Origin of the sequence: Ochrobactrum sp. MYb379, assembly GCF_037479515.1 — a bacterium.
In the GTDB taxonomy this organism is placed as follows: Bacteria; Pseudomonadota; Alphaproteobacteria; order Rhizobiales; family Rhizobiaceae; genus Brucella.
In genome coordinates this window covers 1-23,167 of record NZ_JBBGYW010000021.1, presented here as the reverse complement: position 1 = coordinate 23,167, position 23,167 = coordinate 1, and the positions used below count along the sequence as shown (strand labels likewise).

Below are 23,167 nucleotides of genomic sequence, written 5' to 3'. Positions count from 1 at the left end.
ACGACCTCTTATGCCAAAGCTGAAAGCACGGCCTGCGTAATCGCATCCGTCTTATCTTTACCCGCAACGGTTCCGATACCCTGAGCCGTCGCTGTTTCGATTGCTGCCATCACATCTTTTGCAGCCTGATGCTCGCCAAGATGATCGAGCATCATCGCACCAGACCAGATAGCCGCAATTGGGTTGGCAATGCCGAGATGCGCGATGTCAGGTGCAGAGCCATGAACTGGCTCAAACATGGAAGGCGCTGTGCGATCGGGATTGATGTTGGCAGACGCCGCATAGCCAAGGCCGCCCTGAATGGCCGCACCCAGATCAGTCAGAATATCGCCAAAGAGGTTTGAAGCCACGATCACGTCTAGGCTTTCCGGTGCCATAACCATACGCGCTGCCATAGTATCGATATGGTAATGTGAGACCTCAACATCGGGATATTCTTTGGCAACATCCTTTGTCACTTCGTCCCAGAAAACCATCGAATATTTCTGCGCATTGGATTTCGTCACCGAAGCCAGCTTCTTGCGGCGAGCGCGTGCCTGCTCAAAGCCAAAACGGATGATGCGTTCGACGCCGGTGCGGGTGAAGATCGCAGTTTCGACTGCAACTTCATCTTTCGTACCTGAATGGACGCGTCCACCAGCGCCCGAATATTCGCCCTCGGTGTTCTCGCGAATGCAAAGAATATCAAAGCCTTCAGAGCGGAGCGGGCCAGTTACACCCGGCAACAGGCGATGCGGGCGGATATTCGCGTATTGCACAAAAGCTTTGCGGATCGGCAGCAACAAGCCGTGCAGCGATACAGAATCCGGTACTTCCGCAGGCCAGCCAACGGCACCAAGATAAATCGCATCGAACTTACGCAGCTTCTCGATACCATCTGCTGGCATCATCGCGCCGGTCTCATGGTAATATTCACAAGACCATGGAAAGCTGGTCCCTTCCAACGCAAATCCATTACACTTTGCAGCAGCTTGCAAAACCTGCCACGTCGCATCGGTTACGCTTTTACCGATACCGTCGCCCGGAATGAGTGCAATCGAATAAGTTGTCATTGTTTGTTCCCCTAAGAGCGCATCCCGAAAAGTGTGAAGCGGTTTTCGGGATGCGCGTTGAAAAATCTAGATATCTATCAAAACGCTTTTAGTTTTGCGGTTCGCAAGATAGGCATCGCGCCCGAGGTCTTTGCCAATGCCAGAGCTTTTATAGCCACCAGTCGGTAAGATATGATCCCGTGAACGGCCATAACGGTTGACCCAAATGGTGCCTGCCTGCAAAGCCTTGGTGACACGCAACGCACGAGACAAATCTCGGGTGAAAAGGCCTGCCGCCAGCCCATAGGTCGGATGATCGGCAAGTGCTAATGCCTCGTCTTCATCTTTGAATGTCTGAAGTGTCAGCACAGGACCAAAGATTTCTTCGGTCACAGCGGGGGAGTTTTCATCAACACCGCGAAGCAAAGTTGGCTCATAAAAATAGCCTTCACGATCCATTCGCTTGCCGCCCACAACACTTTGTGCGCCAAGGCTGACGGCCTTCTGCACAATCTCATCAATGCGGCAAATCTGGCGTTCGGAGATGATTGGAGAATATTGGGTATTCTCGTCCCATGTCACACCCGGCTTGATATTCGCCATATGGCGCGCAATCGCTTCGCTCAAAGCATCGGCGATTTCTTCCGCAACAATCAGGCGCGAACCCGCGACACAGGCCTGCCCGGCATTGCTGAGAATTCCACGCGTGATAGCAGATGCCGCCAATTCGAGATCCGCATCGGCAAACACCACCTGCGGACTTTTACCCCCAAGCTCAAGGGTCATAGGCTTGATGCCGGTGCGCGCAATATTTTCCATGATTGCGGCACCAGCAGCTGTCGATCCGGTAAAGCTGACCTTAGAAATATCGGGATGGCCGGTAATGGCATTGCCGGTGGTTGGACCGTCACCCAGAACGATGTTGATGAGGCCTGCGGGAATGCCAGCTTGCACGGCGAGTTCAGCGATATAAAGCGTGGTAAAAGGCGTGATTTCGGATGGCTTGAGAACAACTGCATTGCCTGCAGCAAGCGCCGGTCCAAGCTTCCAGCCAGCCATAGAGATCGGAAAATTCCACGGCGTAATTGCGCCAATCACACCGTAAGGCTCGCTCAGCGTCATGCCAAACGTACTGGTGCTGGTTGGCACAACTTCGCTGCCTTCCTTGTCGGCAAATTCTGCAAAGAAGCGGATTTGCTCAACAGTGACAGCTATATCGCCTTCGATGAGATGAGCAATCGGACGTGTCGATGAAACGGCTTCCATGCGCGCCAGCGTCAGCGCTTCCTGTTCGATCAGGTCGGCCCAGCGGTGCATTGCATTGAGCCGTTCGCGCGGACGGCTGTCAGCCCAGCCGCTCGATTTCAGTGTCGCCTTGGCATTTTTTACGGCACGATCAACCAAAGCTTCATCCGCAATCGGACAATCGCCATAGGCTTTACCGTCCGATGGCCGATGCATTTCCATTGCGCCCGCAGCATCGACACGCTGCCCACCAATATAATGATAAAAGGGGAGTTTAAGCGTTTCAGGATCAAAGCTTAATGTCATGGCGCACCTCGAACTTTCTATGACGAAAGATTAGAGCCACACGCGCCGCATTTTTGATTGAGAATAACCCGCCTGACGGTTTTGAATCGCGTCAGACGGGTTTAAAGCGGCGGATTATTCTGGATACGAAATGCTTATTCGTAAACGCAAAGATAAATCTTACGTACGGTTTCAATCGTGCGCCATACGCCGACGAAGCCCGGCTTCATAACAAAGCTGTCGCCTGCACGATACGTCTTGGTTTCGCCGTCCTTCTCTTCGATTTCGACGAGGCCAGACAGGATGTGGCAAAACTCTAATGTTGTGCCCTTGATAGAATGGGTTTCGCCCGGAGTTGCTTCCCAAACGCCTGTCAGAACCTTGTCGTTCTTCGACGCATCCTGCGCCCACGTTTTAAACGATGGCGTGCCAGAGATTAGGCGATCTTCAGTCGGCAGCGCTTCTTTCGGCGCGAAATCTGGATTTGGATCGATAGTTATCAAAAGTGACATGGTAGTTCCCTTCATTTAATAGCCAAGTTTGCGATCGATCAGGCCGATCAGTTCTTCTCCTGCCAAATGGCGTTGAATATTTTCAATGACGGATTGCGCAGCCGTATGTGGTTGCGTGACCGATGCAATATGCGGTGTGATCAACACTTTCGGATGCGACCAAAGCGGATGCCCGGATGGCAACGGCTCCGGGTCGGTAACATCAAGCATAGCCGCCGCAAGATGACCACTATCAAGCGCATCAATCAGTGCATTTTGATCAAGCTGTGGCCCGCGCCCCGTATGCAACAAGCGTGCGCCCTTTGGCAGCAAGGCAAACAGGTCGGCATTCAGAATGCCGCGTGTTTCATCGGTCAACGGCAGCAAGCAAATCAGAATATCTGTTTGGCGCAGGAAGCTCGCAAACTGGTCTTCGCCGTAAAAACACGTAACGCCTTCAATGTCTTTCTGGCTGCGGCTCCAACCGGAAAGCGGAAACTGAAATGGCTTGAGGCGTTCGATTGCGGCTTGCGCCAGCATACCCAGCCCTAAGAAACCAATTCGTCGTTCTGATGCCTGCGGCGTAGAAATGGCTCGCCATGTTTCTGCCTGTTGTTGTTGGCGATAGACAATTGCTTCACGATGCAATGTCAGCACGCCAAGCGCCACATATTCCTGCATCATGCGAATGATGCCGTCTTCAACCATGCGCACAAGCTTCACATGCTCAGGCACACTGCCGGGCTTGAACTGATCAACACCCGCACCAATCGAAAATAGAATTTCCAGATTGCGATAACGCGCAATATCGTCTGGTGCGACCCAGCTAATCAGATAGCGAATTTTATCGGGATCAATCTCATCGCCAGCCTGAAAAAACTCGATATCAGGAAGGGCTTTCGAGAATGCTTCACGGAAAACGGCACCACGCACTGCATCAGAATTGAAAAGAAACGCCATAATTGCTTCCGATTAAGAGGTAAGATGCACGGCGAGATTTTCGATCATCTTCTGGCACGCATGCAGCTCGTTTATTTCGATATATTCGTTAGGGCGATGGGCGCGGCTGATATCGCCGGGACCGCAGATGATTGCATCAATGCCTGCTTGCTGGAACAATCCCGCTTCCGTGCCGTAGCTCACCGCAGCAAGTGTATCCTGCCCCGTCAGCTCGACCATCAACTGAGAAAGTGCGCTATCATCTGGCAAAGAAAGTGCAGGATAAGCGCTTAATTCATGCCAAAGCACTTCATAGCCGCGATCCCGCAGAGCGAACAATTCTGCTTTCACTGGCTCCAGCAATTCGGTTGGCGATATACCGGAAATGGCACGCACCTCAACATCGGCAGTGCAACGAGCAGGAATGATATTGACCGCCTGTCCACCAGAGATGACGCCAAACTGCAACGATGAATATGGCGGCTCAAAATTGGTATCGAACGGCCCGGCTTCCAGCGTTTGACCGTATGCGGTTGCTTTTGCAATCACGCCAGCCATGGCGTGAACGGCATTCAACCCAAGATCGGGACGCGATGAATGGCCCGAACGCCCAATGACTTCCAGCCGAGCAGCAGCTTTGCCTTTGTGCGCGCGCACGGCCTGCATCCGGCTTGGCTCACCGATAATAGCGCCCAGCGGTTTGGCACAAAGATCAGGAAGCGCTGCAAGCAAATGCGGCACACCACGACAGCCCGCTTCTTCGTCATAAGAAAATGCCAGATGGACAGGTTGTTTGAGCGAACGAGAGGCCAGCATCGGCAGAGCAGCAAGCGCACAAGCCAAAAAGCCCTTCATGTCCGTCGTGCCGCGCCCATAAAGTCTATTGCCGTCTTTATGCAGCTTGAACGGATCAGTCGTCCATTCAGACTCTCCAGCGGGAACCACATCCGTATGGCCAGACAGAATATAGCCCGGCACATCACGGGGGCCGATAGTGATAAAAAGATTTGCCCTGTCACCTTCAGGTCCGGGCAAAACCGATACGTCAGCACCCGCAGACTTTGCGTAAGAACTGATCCAGCCAACAATCGCATCATTGGGAGTACCAACAACCGATGGAAAGCCGATCAAAGCTGCAAGGATTTCTTCGACGTTCATAATACCACATTCAAAGTCAGAGCTTCGGATTTCTATCAGAATATGGTGTTAGGGCAGTGTTCCGTGCCGAATATGCTGCTGCTTCAAACAATGATTGCGAATAGCGGCGATCAAGCAGTTAATTATGCGGAGGTATTTATGAAATGATGCGGCAAAATACGCCTGCCCAAAGCATTGCATTGCGTGGCAGGATCAAAAACACTGTGTCTTGAGGGCTGAATGTCCACAAGTCGGGCTTGGGCAGCGGGTAGGGATCGGAATGGCTGATATGCAAAAGTCAGTACGGCTGAAATCTTTTGAATTGATCGCACATGACATAGCAGATGTGGACAAGAGCCTGCTTCATGGTCTTTCGATGGGTGTTCGTTGGCCGCATCGCCCCAATGACTGGGACCTCATGTTGAAAACCGGACAAGGGCTGGTCGCTATTGACGGAATCGGCCGGGTATTTGGTAGCGCTATGTGGTTTCCTTACGGCGACGATTTCGCAACCATTGGCATGGTCATCACCTCCCCCCGCACACAAGCACAAGGCAATGGTCGCTGGCTGATGGAACAGGTGATGGAGCGATGCAAAGGTCGCAGCCTCAGCCTCAATGCGACGCAAGCAGCATATAAACTTTACCTGACGCTTGGCTTTACCGATGAGGCAACAGTCTATCAACATCAGGGAGAAGTCGGGCTTGAACTTCCCGCCATACCATCGCCAAATGGAGAACTTGTAGCCCTTTCAGCAGAGGAACTCGAAAAAATCTCCGAGCTCGACTGCAAAGCCTTCGGCACAAACCGCATGCATTTGCTTCAACTCATCTCCGACACGGCTGAAATCTGTGGGTTGGAGAGAAACGGGCAGATGGTCGGTTATTCCTTCTGCCGCGAATTTGGCCGCGGGAAAGTTATTGGCCCTATCGTCGCAAGCAACGACGAAGACGCCATTCAATTGACGGCAATTCACTTGAAAAATCTCAAAGGCAAGTTTGCTCGTGTCGATACGCGTGAGAAAACTGGGGCATTTGCGGACTACTTAGAGCTATGCCGTCTCGGTGTGTACAGCACGGTAACAACCATGTCGAAGGGCAAACTGTTTTTGAACAGACAGGCGAACAAGCCATGGGTTTATGGGCTGTCAGCACATGGCTGGGGCTAAAATAACTCTAAGAAGCCGACCGCACTGACTTCAACTCGCTCTCAATATCCAATGAGTGCCATCACCTCCGTTGCAGCATTAACGGCGCGAATGCTAAACAACACCTAATGGCGAACAGCCAAGCCGGTTAATCGTGGTATGACCCAAGGTAAACTCGGATATACTCTTTGTCTGTCGCGCTGTCGATGCTGACACCCCGAACCGTACAACCGTATTGCGTGCCGACAATCCTCCGCTTGCAGCCTTCAAAACGCGCCGTCGAAACAAGGCTTTCGGCGTCAAATTATGTTGTCATAATCACGACCGAATTTCCTGGTCCGTAAACGGATTGTTTTAGGGGTATTGATGTTCTCTCTTTAGGCCAGCATGTCGCCAACTATGCGAATGCTTAACGGAAAGTGGGAATACGACCACTCTGCTTCCTTGATAATCTCAGACGGACAACGATGGCCGTGATAAAGCGGCTAAATGGAAGCATACTTTTTATAATTGCTGCTTTACGTACCTCAAATCGGCGGGTAATGTCTTGCATGAAACTTTGGGAGGAGTTTACGTGCTTTTGAATATTTACGCTGATATTCATGTATCAGAATTTCGTTGTGTAATATCTTACGACAACGTTGTCTTTGGCGTTTGCGCATGACTGCATCGCCAAAAGAAACGCGTATTCCGCTTCTTCAAGCTATTTCGCTGTCAAAGTCTTTCGGTCCCGTTCAGGTGCTCAAAGGCATCAATCTCAGCATCTATGGCGGCGAAGTTCATGCGATTATCGGTGAGAATGGTGCCGGCAAATCGACATTGATGAAACTGCTTGCCGGCAATGAACGCCCGACAAGCGGAGAAATTCACATTGATGGCAAGCCAATCGCGTTCTCAGGGCCGGTTGAGGCTGAAGCACAGGGCATTGTGCTTGTACATCAGGAAATTTTGCTGGCACCCGATCTGACGGTCGCGCAGAACATTTATCTTGGTCGCGAGCTTTCAAATGGGCTCGTGGTCGATGATAAGTCGATGCGCGAAGGTGCGCGTAAGGCAGTTCGCGATCTTGGCGCCGACATCAATCCTGACGCGATTGTAGGCAGCCTTTCAATAGCGCAGCGCCAGCTTGTACAGATTGCACGCGTTCTGTTGGTGCCGCACCGCGTTGTCATTTTCGACGAACCCACAGCGTCGCTCACGCCGGTTGAAACCGAAGCGCTGTTGAAAGTGATCTGTGATATTCGCGCCAAGGGCGTGGCGGTTCTCTATATCTCGCATCGTCTGCCGGAAGTGAAAGAGATTTCGGATCGCATCACGGTTTTGCGTGATGGAACGCTTGTTGCAGCACATATGACTTCTGAGCTTCAGCCCAATGATATGGCCCGGTTGATGGTAGGACGCGATGTGGCCAAGCTTTATCCGGATCGTGCATCTGAACGGTCGGATGCGATGGTGCTTGAAGTGCAAGACTTTACAGTGCCCGGCTATGTTAAAACAGCGAGCTTTGCATTGCGCCGAGGCGAAATCCTTGGTTTTGCTGGCCTGGTGGGGGCTGGGCGTACAGAGCTTATGGAGGGCGTTGTTGGCCTTCGTCCCGGTAAGGGACAGGTTCGCCATAATGGCAAGCCCGTCAATTTCCATAATGCGCATGAAAGCTTGTCTGCCGGGATCGCTTATCTCAGTGAGGATCGCAAAGGCAAAGGTCTGTTGCTTGGTAAAGACCTTGGCATCAATCTGACCCTTGCATCAATCAGCAAATTTGTTCGCGGCTTGCAGATTGACCGAAGTAAAGAGCGCGTTGCGCTCGATGATGCGATCAAGGAATTTGATATTCGCACCGGCCGCAAAGATATTCTTGCAGGGCAACTCTCAGGTGGCAATCAGCAAAAGCTGCTGCTGGCAAAAATGATGCTGCTGAACCCGTCTATCGTCATCATAGACGAGCCGACACGCGGCATCGATGTGGGTACGAAAGAACAGATTTATCAGTTTATCGCCAATCTTGCCGATGAAGGAAAATCAATCATCGTTGTGTCGTCAGAGATGCCAGAACTTATCGGGATATGCGACCGCATCGTTGTCATGCGGGAAGGCCGTATTGCGGGTGAGGTGACAGCTGATCGCATGACGGAGCACGACATTGTTGTTCTTGCAACGGGCGTCAGCACAGAAGCGGCATAATTATAAATAGGGGTGTCAATGACTGACGTAGTGAATGACAAGAGCAAAGCGCCGAAGACGTCTAAAGACTGGGATTTGAGGGCGATTGCCCCTTTTATTGCGCTGCTTTTGCTGCTTGTTCTTGGAACAATTGCCAATCCGAATTTCATCAGTATCGATAATCTGCTCAATGTCGCAACACGCAGTGCGTTTATTGCGATTATCGCGCTAGGCGCGACCTATGTGATCTCGTCTGGTGGGCTTGATCTGTCCGTTGGTGCGATGGCTGCTTTTGTCGGCAGCATCATGATTATGTTTATGAACAGCGGTGTCATTGCCGATCCGGTAATGATGCTGATTGCGGCGGTGTTGCTTGCCGTTGTCGTGGGTGCGCTTTGCGGCTTGACCAACGGGTTGATCACGACCATGGGCGGGATAGAGCCCTTCATTGCGACACTCGGAACGATGGGGATTTATCGTGGTCTGACCACATGGCTATCGCAGGGCGGTGCAATTACCCTACGCAACCCTGAAATTCAGGCGCTTTATCGTCCTGTCTATTTTGGCGACGTGTTTGGTGTGCCGATTCCAGTAATTGCGATTTTGGTCACGGCAGCGATTGCGGCTTTCGTGCTCTATCGAACACGTTATGGACGCCATGTGATTGCGGTTGGCTCCAGCGAAGACGTCGCGCGTTATTCGGGCATCTCGGTCAAGCGCGTTCGCACGATTGCCTATGTCGTGCAGGGGCTTTGCGTGGCTGTTGCAGTTCTGCTTTATGTGCCGCGGCTTGGCTCGACTTCGGCAACAACCGGCATGTTGTGGGAGTTGCAGGCAATTACAGCGGTTGTGGTTGGCGGCACGGCGTTGCGCGGTGGCGTGGGGCGTGTCTGGGGTACGATCTGCGGCGCGTTCATTCTCGAAATCGTCGGCAACATCATGCTGCTTTCCAACTTCATCAGCGAATATCTGATCGGCGCTATCCAGGGTGCCATTATTATCATTGCCATGCTGGTACAGCGCTCGCTCTCACGAAGATAATGAGGGCTGACTAACGGCTTGGAATAGCAGGTTTGACGGGATTGATGGGGCGGTCCGGTCACACAGGAATAAAGCCCCCGAACACTTGGGAGGAAATAATGCGAGGAAAACTTTTAGGCGTTGCTTTTGCTGCTCTAGCAGCTGGGGCGTTAGCCTTCACTGGTGTTGCAAGCGCACAGGACAAAAAGGTGACGATCGGTGTATCGATCCCTGCTGCTGATCACGGCTGGACAGCGGGTGTTGTCTATCATGCAGAACGCGTTGCCAAGCTATTGATGCAGGAGCATCCGGGCCTCAACGTTATCGTTAAGACGTCCCCAGATGCGGCCAGCCAGGCCAATGCATTGCAGGATCTCGCTGTGCAAGGTCTCGATGGTCTGGTGGTTCTGCCGACCGATCCTGATCCGCTTGTAAATGCAATCAAGGAAATCAAGGACAAGGGCACATTTGTTGCGCTTGTTGATCGCGCGCCGAGCAACAACGATAATTCTATCCGCGATCTTTATATTGCGGGTAACAATCCGGCTCTCGGTCAGGTCGCTGGTGAGTATATTGCCAAGACCACGCCAGATGCGCAGGTCGTTGTCATTCGCGGCATGCCAATTCCAATTGATCAGCAGCGTCAGGACGGTTTTGACAAGGGCATTGCAGGCTCCAACGTTAAGGTTCTTGATCGTCAGTATGGCAACTGGAACCGCGATGATGCCTTCCGCGTGATGCAGGACTTCCTGACCAAGTATCCAAAGATTGATGTTGTCTGGTGTCAGGATGACGACATGGCTGTTGGTGTGCTCGAAGCCATCAAGCAGGCAAATCGTGAAGACATTCAGTATGTTATCGGCGGTGCTGGTTCAAAAGACATGATCAAGAAGGTCATGGATGGCGACAAGCTAATGCCGGTCGATGTGCTTTATCCACCAGCAATGGTTTCAACTGCGATGGAACTGGCTGCTGGTCATTTCTATGATCAGGTACCAGTCAGCGGCGAGTATATTCTCGATGCAACGCTGATCACCAAGGACAATGCCGAGCAGTTCTACTTCCCGGATTCTCCTTTCTAATATTGAAGTACGCGCCCGCTTTGCCGGGCGCGTATTTGCATTATGGCCATAAAATTTGCGTTATCTTTGGAGGATTTTTGATGAAGACGATCAAAGGGCCTGGGATTTTTCTCGGGCAGTTTGCGGGCGATGCAGCGCCATTTAATAGTTGGGACAGCATTACCAAATGGGCGGCTGAAAAAGGCTATGCCGGTGTGCAGGTGCCGACATGGGCAGGCCAATTGATCGATCTCAAAAAGGCTTCTGAATCCAAAGACTATTGCGATGAGTTTGCCGGTGTTGCGCGTGAGAACGGCGTTGAAGTCACCGAACTTTCGACGCATTTGCAGGGACAGCTTGTTGCAGTTCACCCGGCTTATGATGAGGCTTTTGATGGTTTTGCTGTGCCGGAAGTGCGCGGCAATCCGAAAGCGCGGCAGGCATGGGCTGTTGAGCAGGTGAAGATGGCGATCCGCGCTTCGCGTAATCTTGGCATCGGCGCACATGCTACCTTCTCAGGTGCTTTGGCTTGGCCGTTTGTCTATCCGTGGCCACAGCGTCCGGCTGGTCTGGTTGAGACGGCTTTTGATGAACTGGCGCGTCGCTGGCTGCCGATCCTTGATCATGCGGATGAGCATGGTGTTGATATTTGCTATGAAATCCATCCCGGCGAAGACCTGCATGATGGTGTGACGTTTGAGATGTTCCTTGAGCGTGTGAAGAACCATTCGCGCGCGAACATGCTTTATGATCCATCGCATTATGTGCTGCAATGTCTGGATTACCTCGACAATATCGATATTTACAAAGACCGGATCAGGATGTTCCACGTCAAGGATGCCGAGTTTAATCCGACCGGACGTCAGGGCGTTTATGGTGGCTATCAGGGCTGGGTCAATCGCGCCGGTCGCTTCCGCTCGCTCGGCGATGGTCAGGTCGATTTTGGTGCTGTATTCTCGAAAATGGCAGCGAATGACTTTGACGGCTGGGCGGTTGTCGAGTGGGAATGCGCACTCAAGCATCCTGAAGATGGTGCGCGTGAAGGTGCTGAGTTTGTCAAACACCACATTATTCGTGTGACGGAAAAGGCATTCGATGACTTTGCCGCAGGCGGGACCGACGATGCCGCCAATCGCCGTATGCTGGGATTGTAAAGCGTATCCCGAAAAGTGCGTAGCGGTTTTCGGCCAAGATACGCGAAAAAATATTAAGTAAGAGCGCCGATCTGATGAAGTCAGATCGAGTGCGCTCGGAGGAATAGCTATGACCATTGAAGCAAAGACCAAGGAAACAGCCAATCCGCGCATCCGGCTTGGCATGGTTGGTGGCGGTGCGGGTGCTTTTATTGGCGGTGTGCATCGCATGGCGTCGCGTCTTGATAACCGCTTTGAGCTTGTTGCGGGCGCTCTCTCGTCCTCAGCCGAAAAGGCGCAGGCATCAGGCCGTGAACTAGGACTTGCGGAAGATCGCATCTATTCAAGCTATAAGGACATGGCGATCCGCGAGGCCCGCCTTAAGAATGGCATTGAAGCCGTGGCAATCGTCACGCCAAATCATGTGCATTATGATGCTGCGAAAGAGTTTTTGCGCCGTGGCATTCATGTGATCTGCGATAAGCCGCTGACCTCGACTTTGGCTGATGCAAAGAAGCTTAAGAAAGTCGCTGATGAGAGTGGCGCATTGTTTGTGCTAACCCACAATTACACCGGCTATCCCATGGTGCGGCAGGCGCGCGAAATGATCGCCAATGGCGAGCTTGGTGATCTGCGTGTGGTGCAGGTGGAATATGCGCAAGACTGGCTGACCGAAGCGGTTGAAGAAACCGGAGCTAAAGGTGCAGTCTGGCGTACAGATCCGGCACAGTCTGGGCTTGGTGGGGCAACGGGTGATATTGGCACGCATGCCTTCAACCTTGCATCCTTTGTGACTGGTTTGACGCTTGAAAGCTTAGCAGCCGATCTCGACAGCTTTGTTCCGGGGCGTCGTCTTGATGACAATGCGCATGTCATGCTGCGATTTGCGGGTGGCGCCAAGGGTATGCTTTGGTGCAGTCAGGTTGCGCCGGGTAATGAAAACACCCTCCGCTTGCGGGTCTATGGCACAAAAGGCGGCATTGAATGGGCGCAGGAAGATCCTAACCGTCTGTGGTTTACACCATTTGGTGAGCCAAAGCGCCTGATCACGCGTGGCGGTGCAGGTGCTGGAGAGGCTGCGACGCGTGTAACCCGTATTCCGGGTGGTCATCCTGAAGGCTATCTTGAAGCTTTTGCAACGATCTATACAGAAGCTGCAAATGCAATTCAGGCGCGACGTGACAATGCGAAGGTTGATAGTGCGGTTATCTATCCAACCGTTGATGACGGGGTAAGAGGTGTATCGTTCATCGATGCCTGTGTTCGATCATCCAATAAAAATGGCGGATGGGTTCATATGGCATGATTTGTTGCAATCTGCTGATAGCTCACTGCATCGAGAAATGGCTGCAATAAATACGGAAATGCTCCCGGATTTGATCCAGGAGCATTGTTTGTTTGGTTTATGCGTTGTTCCTCACCAGTTCACTTTGAAGCCGATGTTGCCTTTGATTGCATAGCTGTCAGAGAAATGGTTGAGCGATGTGTTGATTGAGCCTTCGCCATACAGAGCATATTTGTTGTTTGCCCATGCATAGGTGCCACCTGCACCGATACCACCCCATGTGTCATCACTGTTGGTTGCCATATGGGTTCCTGCGTAATTCATACGGGCGTCACCCATGAGTTCCTGATAGAGATTGGCAATGCCATAGAGTGAGGTATTGACCATCAAGCCGTCCTTGCCTTTCCAGCTATTGGCATAGTTGGCAGCAAGGCCGATACGGGCATTCAGACTGTCACCGTTTCGATTGGAGATACGCGCACCATAGGTATCGGTAAATGTATCGAAATCAACGGATGACCATGTAAGCTGTGCTTGCGGTGTCAACGACCAATACGGGTCGAGATCAAAGCGCTGCCCTGCTTCAAGGCTGAGTGCATAGCCAAAGCCTTTGTTGCCATTGGCAAGCGTTGGGTTGGTTGCATCGACACCAAGGTCACTGTCATACCAGTTGGCTTGTGCCTGTGTGTCGAGATAGAAGCCGGAGGTGCCATACCAGGTGGCGTTCGCACCAAGCCCCCAACCCTGTGTGGTAATGCTGCCCGATCCATCGCCAGTGCGGTTATCGATATTCGAGCGTGCATTGCCATATTGCCCGGTGATGCCAGCAAGCAGTTTGCCGTTCTCATTCTCATAAAACTGACCATCGACACCGGCTTGCATGATGAAGGTATTGATGTCCTGATGCAGATCTCCCGCTGTAGACGCGTTTTCCAGACGATTATGCGCGCCTTCGATGCGACCCCAGATGGCCTTGCTGTCGCTTTCACCCGAGCTTTCATCTGAACTGGCCTGATCAGCACCACCCAGATAACGCTGACCCACGCGCTGTTGCAATGTTGGCAGAGCATTCAGAGCCTGCAGTGTTGACGTATAGGACTCATAGACAGGCGCTGCCGGACTGAAACGCCCCGGAGTAGGATCTGGAGGTGTCGGGCAGGTATTTGTCTTCTGACAATCCGGATTAACCGGGGGAACCGGATCGGTATTGCCTTTCTTGCTGACCAGATACCAATTGCCGTCATTGGGCGTATTTGTTCCGCCATGTTGTAAAGTATAGGCATAGGCAGAATCTGTCATGATGGCTTGCTGGCCATCCTTCGTGACGTAATCACCCTGAAGTGCAAAAATACCGTCTGAATTGCCGCCAACCGTAATGATCTCAATGCCATTATTCGTTGGCGCACCAAAACCATTGCGATTGGTAATATCGACTTTGGAAGTGCCGGATGTGTTACCACTGACATTCATTCGATCTGTGAGCGAATTGTCATCACCAAACACCGCCTCCATATGCAGCGTGCCACCATTGCCGATGTAATTGCCTGAGACATTGAGAACAGTGCCGCCGCCTGTGCTACCGAAGAAGACATTTCCGGCATTGGTCAGGCCTGCTATAGAAGTGGAGAAGCCACCCAGTTTAAGGGAAGCATCGCTGGCCACATTATATGTGGAAGCAGCAGAGAGGCCACCAGCTGCGCCCTGAATGAGAGAACCTTCATTAACAGCTGTCAGACCCGAATAATTGTTGGCACCATAAAGAACCAGATCTCCATCGTTATTCTTGGTGATCCCACCTGTGCCAGAGATTACTCCTGAGAAGTCACCATGCAGGTTCTGATCAAGCGTTAGCGTTCCAGAGCCAAGATTGATTGCCCCATCACCCGATTTCGTACCTAAAAGGCTGCCAACGCTTTCATTGAAGTTGGCAAGGTCAAGCGCCGCACCGCCATTGACCATGATATTGCCGGAACCAAACGCGTGCTCGGCAATACCAGCCTTCACTGTCCCTCCCTTGACCGTCAGCCCACCGCTAAACGTATTATTGCCGGAGAATGTTGTTGTGCCTGCGCCTTCTTTTGTAACTGCGCCAATACCGCTCACCTTATTTGCAAGCGTAAAATCATTATCCTTGTTGATTAGCAGACGGCCATGGTCAAACTGGGTGCTTGTAAGGGCAATCTCGCCACTATTGGCGATGCTGCCATTTCCGCTCAATTCCAACGTGCCCGCTGTCACAGTGGTTGTGCCGGTATAGGTGTTCGCACCCGTCAGATTGAGCGTGCCATAATCCGTTTTTGTGAAGCCATTCTGGCCATAAAGCACAGAGGCAATGGTTGCGATATCGCTGGCGCTATTGATCGTACCGTCACCAACATTGATCTGGTTGTCTTGCCCTCCAAGAGTGATCTGGCCTCCTTCAATGGTATAACCATTAACGAAGAACTGCATGCCACTCACGGATACGGCACCGCCGCTATCATCCACGATAACCGTACCCGCCGTGCCTGTGAAAATTGCAAACTGGCCGGTTGCCCATTTGCCGTTTAATTGCCCGTCTTTATCCGTCCAGTTGTCGTTGGTTGTATTCCAGGTGCCATTCCCACCATCAATGTGATTATTATCGTGCTTGGTAAGATCATCGCCATCCCAGAAGTTCAGCGTAACGCCAGCGGTATTGACCAAATTGATCTGATGATCGACGGATGTCTGAAGCGATACTTGCGAAGCGTCACCACCCTGCACAGTGCCAATAGCCAGTCCATTGTTGGTCAATGTCCCGGTATAGTCGAAAATACGATAGAGGCCGGGGCCGAAGCCACCTGCATCGGTGATATTCAATGTGCCAGCAACCGTCAGATTGCCCTTCACATCAAACAGGCCATTGATGCTTGGCGCGCCCAGAGTGACATCGACCTTACTACCCACATTGAGCGTTAAGTCTTTATCGAATGTAAGCTTTTGGCCGCTTTGGCCCAATAAAGTCGCGCCTGTTGCAATATCGGTGTTGCCACCAATGCTGCCGTAACCACCCAATGCTGCACCGGATGCAACCTGAACAGTGCTTGTTCCATCACCGAGTTTGGCGTCATCAAGGCGCAGCGTTCCTTCACTGACAGTGGTATTACCCTTGTAGCTGCTGCTGTCACCCTTTAAAGCCAGTATGCCAGCGCCATATTTGGTCAGGCTGCCCGAACCGGTAAAGACATTCGACAGTGTGAACGTATTGTCCGCATCGTCAATGTCGAAAGCGCCGCCGTTCGCACCCCAATTGATCGTCTTTGTGGTGTCTTTGAAATGCGTGCCTGTGACCTGTAATGTCCCGCCGTCAAAAGTAAGGGTGCCTGTTCCCAGATTATCTTCCTGTTTAACTGAAACCACACCAGCATTGAGATATGTCCCGCCGCTATAAGTGTTCTTGCCAGAAAGTACGAGCGTGCCGCTACCGCTCTGCGTGACACTGCCTGTGCCGCTGATCACACCAGAAAGCGTAGTCGGAGGAATATTGTCCGGGATATTCTCGACCACCAGGTTCCCACCAGTCAGAGCGATCTTGCCAAGGATCGAGCCATCATGACCACTCGTACCATCGCCTAATTGCAGGGTGCCGCCTGCAACCGTCGTATTGCCGGTATATGTATTGGTTGCTGTCATGACGAGCGTGCCGTCACCCGATTTGGTGAAGCTGCCTTTGGCGTCACCCACATTTTGGAACACACCGCCAAATGTAGCCGTCTTGTTCGCATCGACCAAAACCGTACCGCCATCCGATGCCAACGTCACCGAGCGGTCTGCACTCAATGTATCGGTAACATGCAACGTACCGCCACTAAAGTTCAGCGCACCCGATGCATCACCCAGATTGGTATCAGACGCAACCTGAAGTGTGCCGCCGTTAAGGTTTGTGCCGCCCTTGTAAAGATTGGTTCCAGAAAGAACCAATGTTCCAGCGCCAAGCTTTGTTAATGAACCCCCAGCATCAAGCGCCTGACCAACGGTGAACGTGTTGCTCGCATCCGCAATGTCAAAGCCGCCCCCGCCAGCATTCCAGACGATTTGTTTTGTAGTGTCCGTGAACGTCGTGCCGGTGACCTGTAATATACCGCCATCAAAAATGAGCTTATTGGTGGCAATGCCGATATATCTCGCGTTTGCAATAGACAACACACCACCATTCAAATGAGTGTCACCCGTGTATGCATTATCACCACTGAGCGTCAGCTTCCCGCCGGTAAGAGTAAGACCAGCCACCGATTGAATTACACCGGAGAAATTACCACCTTTGGATATGGTAATTTCTTTGCTTCCGGCAGTAATATTTCCAGCGCCGAATAACTGCTGCAATGTCAATCCATTTGCAGTAACGCCACTCATATCGAGTGTCGCACATGTATCGGGTTTATCGGGTGTCGCACATGCGACAGTCATGGATGTTGACATCGCGACATCTGCATCGCCTGAAAGTTTTAATATCCCTTCCTGAACCTGCCATGCCATATCATTTTGCTGTTTACCCGTCACAGTCCAGGTCGTAGTCTTGCCAACTTTATTAAAGGTTGCAAAACCCTTCATAAGATTTGGTGCTGTGTATTTCAGATCGAAACTATTATCATCTCCGCCAAGCTGAATTGTGTTGTTGCTACCATCGGCAAGGAAATTATAATAGTCGCCGGAATCATATAGACTATTCGTGTAATCATCCATCAGGTTAATAGTATTATTATTTCCCTTGACATGAAGCTTATCTTGTTTTGACAGAATGATAGATTGCACATCAAGATAATTACCATTTCCTTCAATCAGAACAGCCAGCGTGCCATCATCTGAATAATAACCGAGCCTCATATAGTCCGTGTTTCCTTTCTTTTCTGCGATGACCTTATTATTGTCGCCATGCATGTAAACAGCTCTTCCACCGTTCAGTGTACCTTCCGCACGGCCACCCTGAACAAAGCCAAAGCGCACTCCTGCCGGATAAAGCAGGGTTACATTGCCCAGCATAACAATGCCATCACCTCCTTTTCCACCCCCTGATGCAGCTTTCCCCCCTTGCACGTTGAAATCATAAAGCTGGTTTGTTACGGTAGCAGTCAAATGAATATCAGAACCTCCGACTATTATTCCAGAGCCGGATGCGCCAGCTTGACCGGGCGTCTCCCCGGAGCCTCCCGCACCACCTTGGCCACCTACAAAATTACCGTCGAGCGTCAGACTATTATGCGCACCAAGCTTTGGAATGTATAATACAGCGTTTCCACCGGCCCCACCTCCGCCACCCGCAACTGTTCCATCGCCGCCCTTGCCTCCATTACCACCCGCTTTATTAGATAGAGTACTCGGGTCTCCGGACACGGAATAAAGACCCATACTGCCGCCACCGCCTCCCGCACCGTAATCTCCGCCGTTTGCACCACCCTGCCCGTCCTGCCCGCCCGTACCATGCACGTCGCTAACTGGTGCGACACCGCCAGCACCACCCTTCACCGTTGGACTCGCATCAGCACCCCGGCCTCCCGTACCATCACTTGGACTGTGATAATTACCCTCAGTTGTTCCGCTGTTGCCGCCTTGCGCTCCTTTTAGGTAGTCAGAGCACCCACCCGATTCTGAAGTACCAACACAAATAGGTACAATTTCATCGAAGGACGGAGCAGATGCGGCAAACACATGTCCGAAAGTAGACAGTAAAATTGTTATAACTAAAAAATAAGTTGCTGATATATTTTTCATTGAACGAGCCTAACTGTCATTAATAACAGTATTAATAGATCAAATTTCTTTATATATCAATATTGTAAATACGTTAAATCTCAAGCAAATTAAAACATGTTCAATTACTAATTCATAAGGTAATAAAATGGCTTATGTTCCAAGTTTAGATACTCAACTATATAAGGGTCAATACTTAATTTTCAAAGCAACTGGTGTTGCTGCTGATGTGACTTCCCCAACTGCGAACCTTAGTCTTGGCTTAGGCAGGGCATTTATCGGCGCCGAAAACGTTAAGCTTACTAAGCCTGTAATTGTAAAGGATGGTAAGTATGAAGTTGCATTCAGCTTATACGTGAACAAATCAGCTAACGATTTATCCGGCGATGACTTGAAAATAACACTAACTTGGAACGGAGTGCGAAATACCGATCCATTCATTCTGTACACGAAGGCAATTACAACGGAAGTTAAAGGAGTCACTGAATCTACTGGCACAGCATTATTTGCTACGGAAACTGTAGGGGATCCTAGTGATACTTCAAAGACAATCAAAGCTAGCGCAGTTATAACTGTGGGCGGTGTAGCGGTTAAAGACTACATCGTACAATGGCAGACATCTAATTCCCCGGACCAGGGCTTTTTCTTAAAATCAGTCAATACATTCCTTTCTAATAAGAAAGGTGACACGCCCTTGACGGAAGCCGATCTCGATCCCACGGGGGCTATCTCTGTACTCGATGACGGCACAATCATTATACGCACGTTCACTGACGTAAATGGCGTAGCAAGCATTTATATGAATGCTTCTAGAGCTATGGGCATCGCCCAATTATTTGCCAGCTTGGACTATAGCCATCAAAGTGAAGTAGACAAAATTTGCGTAATTGATCCCGATGCCGTTCCTTCTATCCACCATACTCCCATCATAGGTGGCATCGGCAAGAATGATGAACTTGATCTGGATTTGAATCCAAATCCGTTCCCAGTAATTTCAACAATACCTAGGGAGACGCCACAAGGTGACACAGTATACGTTATACTGAATGGAGCCGAAGTGATGAACACTCCGACAACTACTTCTCCCACCGTCGAGACCGATATAACTAAAAGTTTCATTAATGTCGACGATGGTTTCGTCAATGATATGTATTATGCAGTTTGCAACGTTTCTACGGGAATCATTCGTAGTAGTCAGCATCTGCAGTTTACAGCGAAAGGTAATAAAAATCAGCCACCAGACAATACGGTAGCAGATCTTGATCCTCCGCTTGGATCATCTATCATAAATGAGAATACGGTATCACGCAACAGACCAGTGCCAATACTCTTGCCGCTAGAGTCCTATCCAACCAGTACCAAGTGGACGGCGAAAAAAGGTGATCAGCTCACCGCATCTGTAATTATTACTGGTTATGTAGCTCGCACAATGATATCAGCAAATTCATCTAAAACTTTGCCGACGATTACTCTATCTGATGATGATCTCAAGTCACCTTATGTCAACGTATTTTTTGATGCAGATTTATTTAATGGCGTAGGCCGGGCAAGCAACGGCACAGAATCGTATGCTTACTTTACTTATACAGTGATCGCAGCCGAAGCCCCTACCGTGACACTTAAATCTTATAGACTTAAGGTGAACATCGATACTTGGGGGCCGCGCTAAAGAGCATTTTGACTTGATTGCATTGCAGTTCCAACCGTCTGTTTCACGCGGATATTGATCAGAAAACGGTTTTACATTTCTCGTGATACGCTCTGATCCATTTGGCAACACGGCTGATGTTGCCAAGTATTTATTTCGAGGATTTTTTAAATGAGCAGCAATATTTCAATAATTACGACAACTGGAGCATTAGCTACTGGTAACGAAGATGATGACCTTGTGTATCAAAACGAAGTCAACGTCTATGGGAAGCCGGGAGCATCGATAATTTGCGATGTGTCATACTATGCCAGTATATATCAGAACGGTTTCTACCAGCCTTCTCCCTATAACACCGTACTGAAACTTGACGAAAAAACGGGGTTAGCTTCGAGCCGTTTTCAGGTGCGCTTTAAACCACCGAAACAAGCAAGCCAAACCATGCAGTTAACGACCGTGGAAGTTTCTGCATATGACATGTCTGACCCAGAAGACATAGCCACCCAATCACCTTCGTTTGAGTCCGGAATCCATATTTCCGACGTCCAATACATCGATGGCTATAATCTCATATATGGCGCCCCGGCCGATGATTACACACCTTGCGCCGTCACCATATTTGTTAGCGATGATGCTCCAAATGACAGTATTCAAACAATTTGCATGAGTATAGATCCGGAAAGCGCAGCTAGCATAGTGGGGGCAGATCCCAATTCGGGAGACAAGCGCAAGACCGTCACACTCACCAAAAGCGAAATACGATTTGAGCTTTTGAGTAAAGTACCCGGCCAAAACGTAGCGAGGGTCTTCTTCCCAAATTCAACTAATGGCGATGCGCTGATATTTGGCAAGGGTCCAATTCCACCCATTACATTCTCCCATCTTCCACAAAAGGTTTGAGGGTGGATGGATGCAAAGGAACTCTGTTGAAAATAACGACTACTTCCGACCTCTACGTGCGCCAGAGGTTCCCCAAGCCAAGCTAATTGAGGGGAAGCTTGTCATAGACATTGATACCATTCCTAAGGATGACCCTTACATTGATATCTATATCCCGGCATGGGACGTAGTCTTGTATGACGATTTAATGACGGCATATATCGATATAGACCACTATACATCACAAGTTGCTAGCAATGTTAAACCCAAGTACCTCCTAAAAATATCAATAAACAATATATCAAATGGGTTTCATATTGCTTGGTATAAGGTTAAAGACATATATGATAATATTTCATACTCCTCCATATTAAAATTTTACGTCATAAATTCGAAATATTCTAAATATTCGGAATATCCGCCACTAACATTTCCACAGTCCGTTTTGGTGAATGGTCTTACGACGCTTGATTACGAAAATCTTGAAGCGACGAAAGGCGCAATCATCAATGTTCAATACCCTTCAATAAGCGCGGGCCAGACGGTTGTTGTTGATTGGTTTGGCTGCGACGCTGCAAAAATTCCTGTCGCAGAGACGCTTTACAGCACAAAAATGCCAGTCACCGCGAGCGATGCGAAAGCGGGTTCAGTCTCGGCACTTATACCATTGGATTTCATCGCTCCCATCAAAGCAAACGGCACCGGGTTCGCGATCTACAGGGTGTATAATTCAAAGTCAGATTTACAAGGCATTTCTCATGCCAGCGAAGTGCATGTATTAGAGCAGATCCGCGTGCCATTTTACATCGATGCAACACAAGGTGCACCGACAGACGACCTGAAGCAACCAAAGTGGAGTTCATGGGTTGAGGCAACAGTTACCGGGCCACCGGGCACAAGCTTCCAAGCTGACATTTCCTTTGGCGCAGAGTTTTTGGAAACACAAAACACACCTTATTCCGCTATCCTTAATGAAAATGGCCTAGCACGATTTCGTGTTAGGAGCTCCGTATCCCTTGTTAGTATCACTGCGAGAATTATTGACGATCCCAGCATTTCTGCAACGACAAATGCAACCTACTTTCCACACTCATTTTTAAGCAAGAATGGAATCATTACTTATAATTATACTGATAATATTCCGGCTGACGGGCTGGTCCCTTCTATCATTACGCTAACTGTAAACCCGGATGATGTTAAGACGTTGACAATTACTGTTACCGGGCACGCGCTTATCAACGGTGCTTATCCATCATCCCACAATATAACACTAGGAAAAGACGGAATGGCGACCGTCAGAATATATAATACTACAAAAGAAGATGTTTTTGTAAATATATCAACCGACGACGGAAATGATGAAGCAGATTTCGCTTTAAATTTTCATTAGAAACAAATTTAATCGATGGTGGAAAAGATGGATAATATCGAAGATGTTAAAAGTGGAGCGCAAATTAAACTGGACCTCAAAATAGACCACTCCGCCGCTGACGGAAAAACAAGCAATAAGGCGAAGGTAACAGTTACTCAGAATGGCTTGGCATTGAATAATTGGGGTATTCGTTTCTCGATATCTGGGGGAAGCGCCATATTCTCGAATGGAAAAAATACATTTGATACGAAAACGGCTAATGGCATTGCCTACGCCGAATTTAACGATGACGTGATCGAAAGTGGAACAATTACTGTCATTGAGACCACTAATGATATGAACCAGCCCATTACCAATGGCAGCTCCGATTCTAAGCCATATCACTTCGGGCCTGATGGTGAAGTGACTTACAATCTCACCATGAAAAAAATCGACGATGGCGCTGCAGCCGATGGTATCGCACAAGACAGCGCATCAGTTATCATCAAGGACAAGAACAATAATACGCCTACCAGCGGAACGTTCATCATTACATTTACATCATCGAGTAATACTACGAAATTCGATGTAAGCAAAAGTAACGTAGACAAAAGATCAACGAGTAGCACGCTCTATGTCAATGCAA

16 protein-coding genes are annotated in these 23,167 nt (G+C 49.9%); 10 read left to right on the top strand and 6 right to left on the bottom strand.

The window, feature by feature from the left end; all coding sequences use genetic code 11:
• Positions 1-8: 8 nt before the first annotated feature.
• The 5 genes from WH356_RS22220 to argE all read right to left on the bottom strand — a co-directional run bounded on the left by WH356_RS22220 (position 9) and on the right by argE (position 5,149).
• Positions 9-1,052 carry a tartrate dehydrogenase gene (locus tag WH356_RS22220; protein ID WP_339514775.1) on the bottom strand — a complete coding sequence of 348 codons (1,044 nt, stop codon included), beginning with the start codon at positions 1,050-1,052 and terminating at the stop codon, positions 9-11.
• Between the two features lie 66 nt (positions 1,053-1,118).
• Positions 1,119-2,582 carry an aldehyde dehydrogenase family protein gene (locus tag WH356_RS22215; RefSeq protein WP_339514773.1) on the bottom strand — a complete coding sequence of 488 codons (1,464 nt, stop codon included), beginning with the start codon at positions 2,580-2,582 and terminating at the stop codon, positions 1,119-1,121.
• A 134-nt stretch (positions 2,583-2,716) separates the two neighbouring features.
• Positions 2,717-3,073, bottom strand: coding sequence for a cupin domain-containing protein (locus WH356_RS22210; RefSeq protein WP_310013756.1), 357 nt, complete (start codon positions 3,071-3,073; stop codon positions 2,717-2,719).
• A 15-nt stretch (positions 3,074-3,088) separates the two neighbouring features.
• Complete coding sequence (locus tag WH356_RS22205) at positions 3,089-4,012, bottom strand: 2-hydroxyacid dehydrogenase (RefSeq protein ID WP_339514769.1); 924 nt, start codon at positions 4,010-4,012, stop codon at positions 3,089-3,091.
• A 12-nt stretch (positions 4,013-4,024) separates the two neighbouring features.
• A complete protein-coding gene (argE, locus tag WH356_RS22200; protein WP_339514767.1) occupies positions 4,025-5,149 on the bottom strand; it encodes an acetylornithine deacetylase in 1,125 nt (374 codons plus the stop codon).
• Positions 5,150-5,417: 268 nt separating this feature from the next.
• On the opposite strand from argE, the gene WH356_RS22195 reads away from it, so the two are divergent.
• The 6 genes from WH356_RS22195 to WH356_RS22170 all read left to right on the top strand — a co-directional run bounded on the left by WH356_RS22195 (position 5,418) and on the right by WH356_RS22170 (position 12,955).
• On the top strand, positions 5,418-6,296 hold the full coding sequence (locus WH356_RS22195) for a GNAT family N-acetyltransferase (RefSeq protein WP_339514853.1): 879 nt from the start codon (positions 5,418-5,420) through the stop codon (positions 6,294-6,296).
• Positions 6,297-6,935: 639 nt separating this feature from the next.
• Positions 6,936-8,456 (top strand): sugar ABC transporter ATP-binding protein, encoded by a 1,521-nt coding sequence (locus tag WH356_RS22190; protein ID WP_339514765.1) that lies wholly within the window; start codon positions 6,936-6,938, stop codon positions 8,454-8,456.
• A gap of 18 nt (positions 8,457-8,474) precedes the next feature.
• Complete coding sequence (locus WH356_RS22185; RefSeq protein WP_339514763.1) at positions 8,475-9,476, top strand: ABC transporter permease; 1,002 nt, start codon at positions 8,475-8,477, stop codon at positions 9,474-9,476.
• Between the two features lie 98 nt (positions 9,477-9,574).
• A complete protein-coding gene (locus WH356_RS22180) occupies positions 9,575-10,537 on the top strand; it encodes a substrate-binding domain-containing protein (RefSeq protein ID WP_339514761.1) in 963 nt (320 codons plus the stop codon).
• A gap of 80 nt (positions 10,538-10,617) precedes the next feature.
• Positions 10,618-11,670 (top strand): sugar phosphate isomerase/epimerase family protein, encoded by a 1,053-nt coding sequence (locus WH356_RS22175; protein WP_339514759.1) that lies wholly within the window; start codon positions 10,618-10,620, stop codon positions 11,668-11,670.
• 109 nt (positions 11,671-11,779) lie between these two features.
• Positions 11,780-12,955 carry a Gfo/Idh/MocA family protein gene (locus tag WH356_RS22170; protein ID WP_339514757.1) on the top strand — a complete coding sequence of 392 codons (1,176 nt, stop codon included), beginning with the start codon at positions 11,780-11,782 and terminating at the stop codon, positions 12,953-12,955.
• Between the two features lie 111 nt (positions 12,956-13,066).
• Here the strand turns inward: WH356_RS22170 and WH356_RS22165 are convergent, their stop codons facing one another.
• Positions 13,067-18,418, bottom strand: a complete 5,352-nt coding sequence (locus tag WH356_RS22165) for an autotransporter outer membrane beta-barrel domain-containing protein (protein ID WP_339514755.1) — start codon at positions 18,416-18,418, stop codon at positions 13,067-13,069.
• A 373-nt stretch (positions 18,419-18,791) separates the two neighbouring features.
• Here WH356_RS22165 and WH356_RS22160 point away from each other — a divergent pair, with 373 nt between their 5' ends.
• The 4 genes from WH356_RS22160 to WH356_RS22145 form a co-directional block, all read left to right on the top strand.
• Positions 18,792-20,312: a hypothetical protein gene (locus WH356_RS22160; RefSeq protein WP_339514753.1), complete on the top strand. Its 1,521-nt coding sequence runs from the start codon at positions 18,792-18,794 to the stop codon at positions 20,310-20,312.
• A gap of 150 nt (positions 20,313-20,462) precedes the next feature.
• Positions 20,463-21,191 (top strand): hypothetical protein, encoded by a 729-nt coding sequence (locus WH356_RS22155; protein WP_339514751.1) that lies wholly within the window; start codon positions 20,463-20,465, stop codon positions 21,189-21,191.
• 10 nt (positions 21,192-21,201) lie between these two features.
• Positions 21,202-22,560, top strand: coding sequence for a hypothetical protein (locus WH356_RS22150; protein WP_339514749.1), 1,359 nt, complete (start codon positions 21,202-21,204; stop codon positions 22,558-22,560).
• A gap of 27 nt (positions 22,561-22,587) precedes the next feature.
• The coding region (locus WH356_RS22145; protein ID WP_339514747.1) for a hypothetical protein at positions 22,588-23,167 on the top strand (580 nt) is incomplete at its 3' end.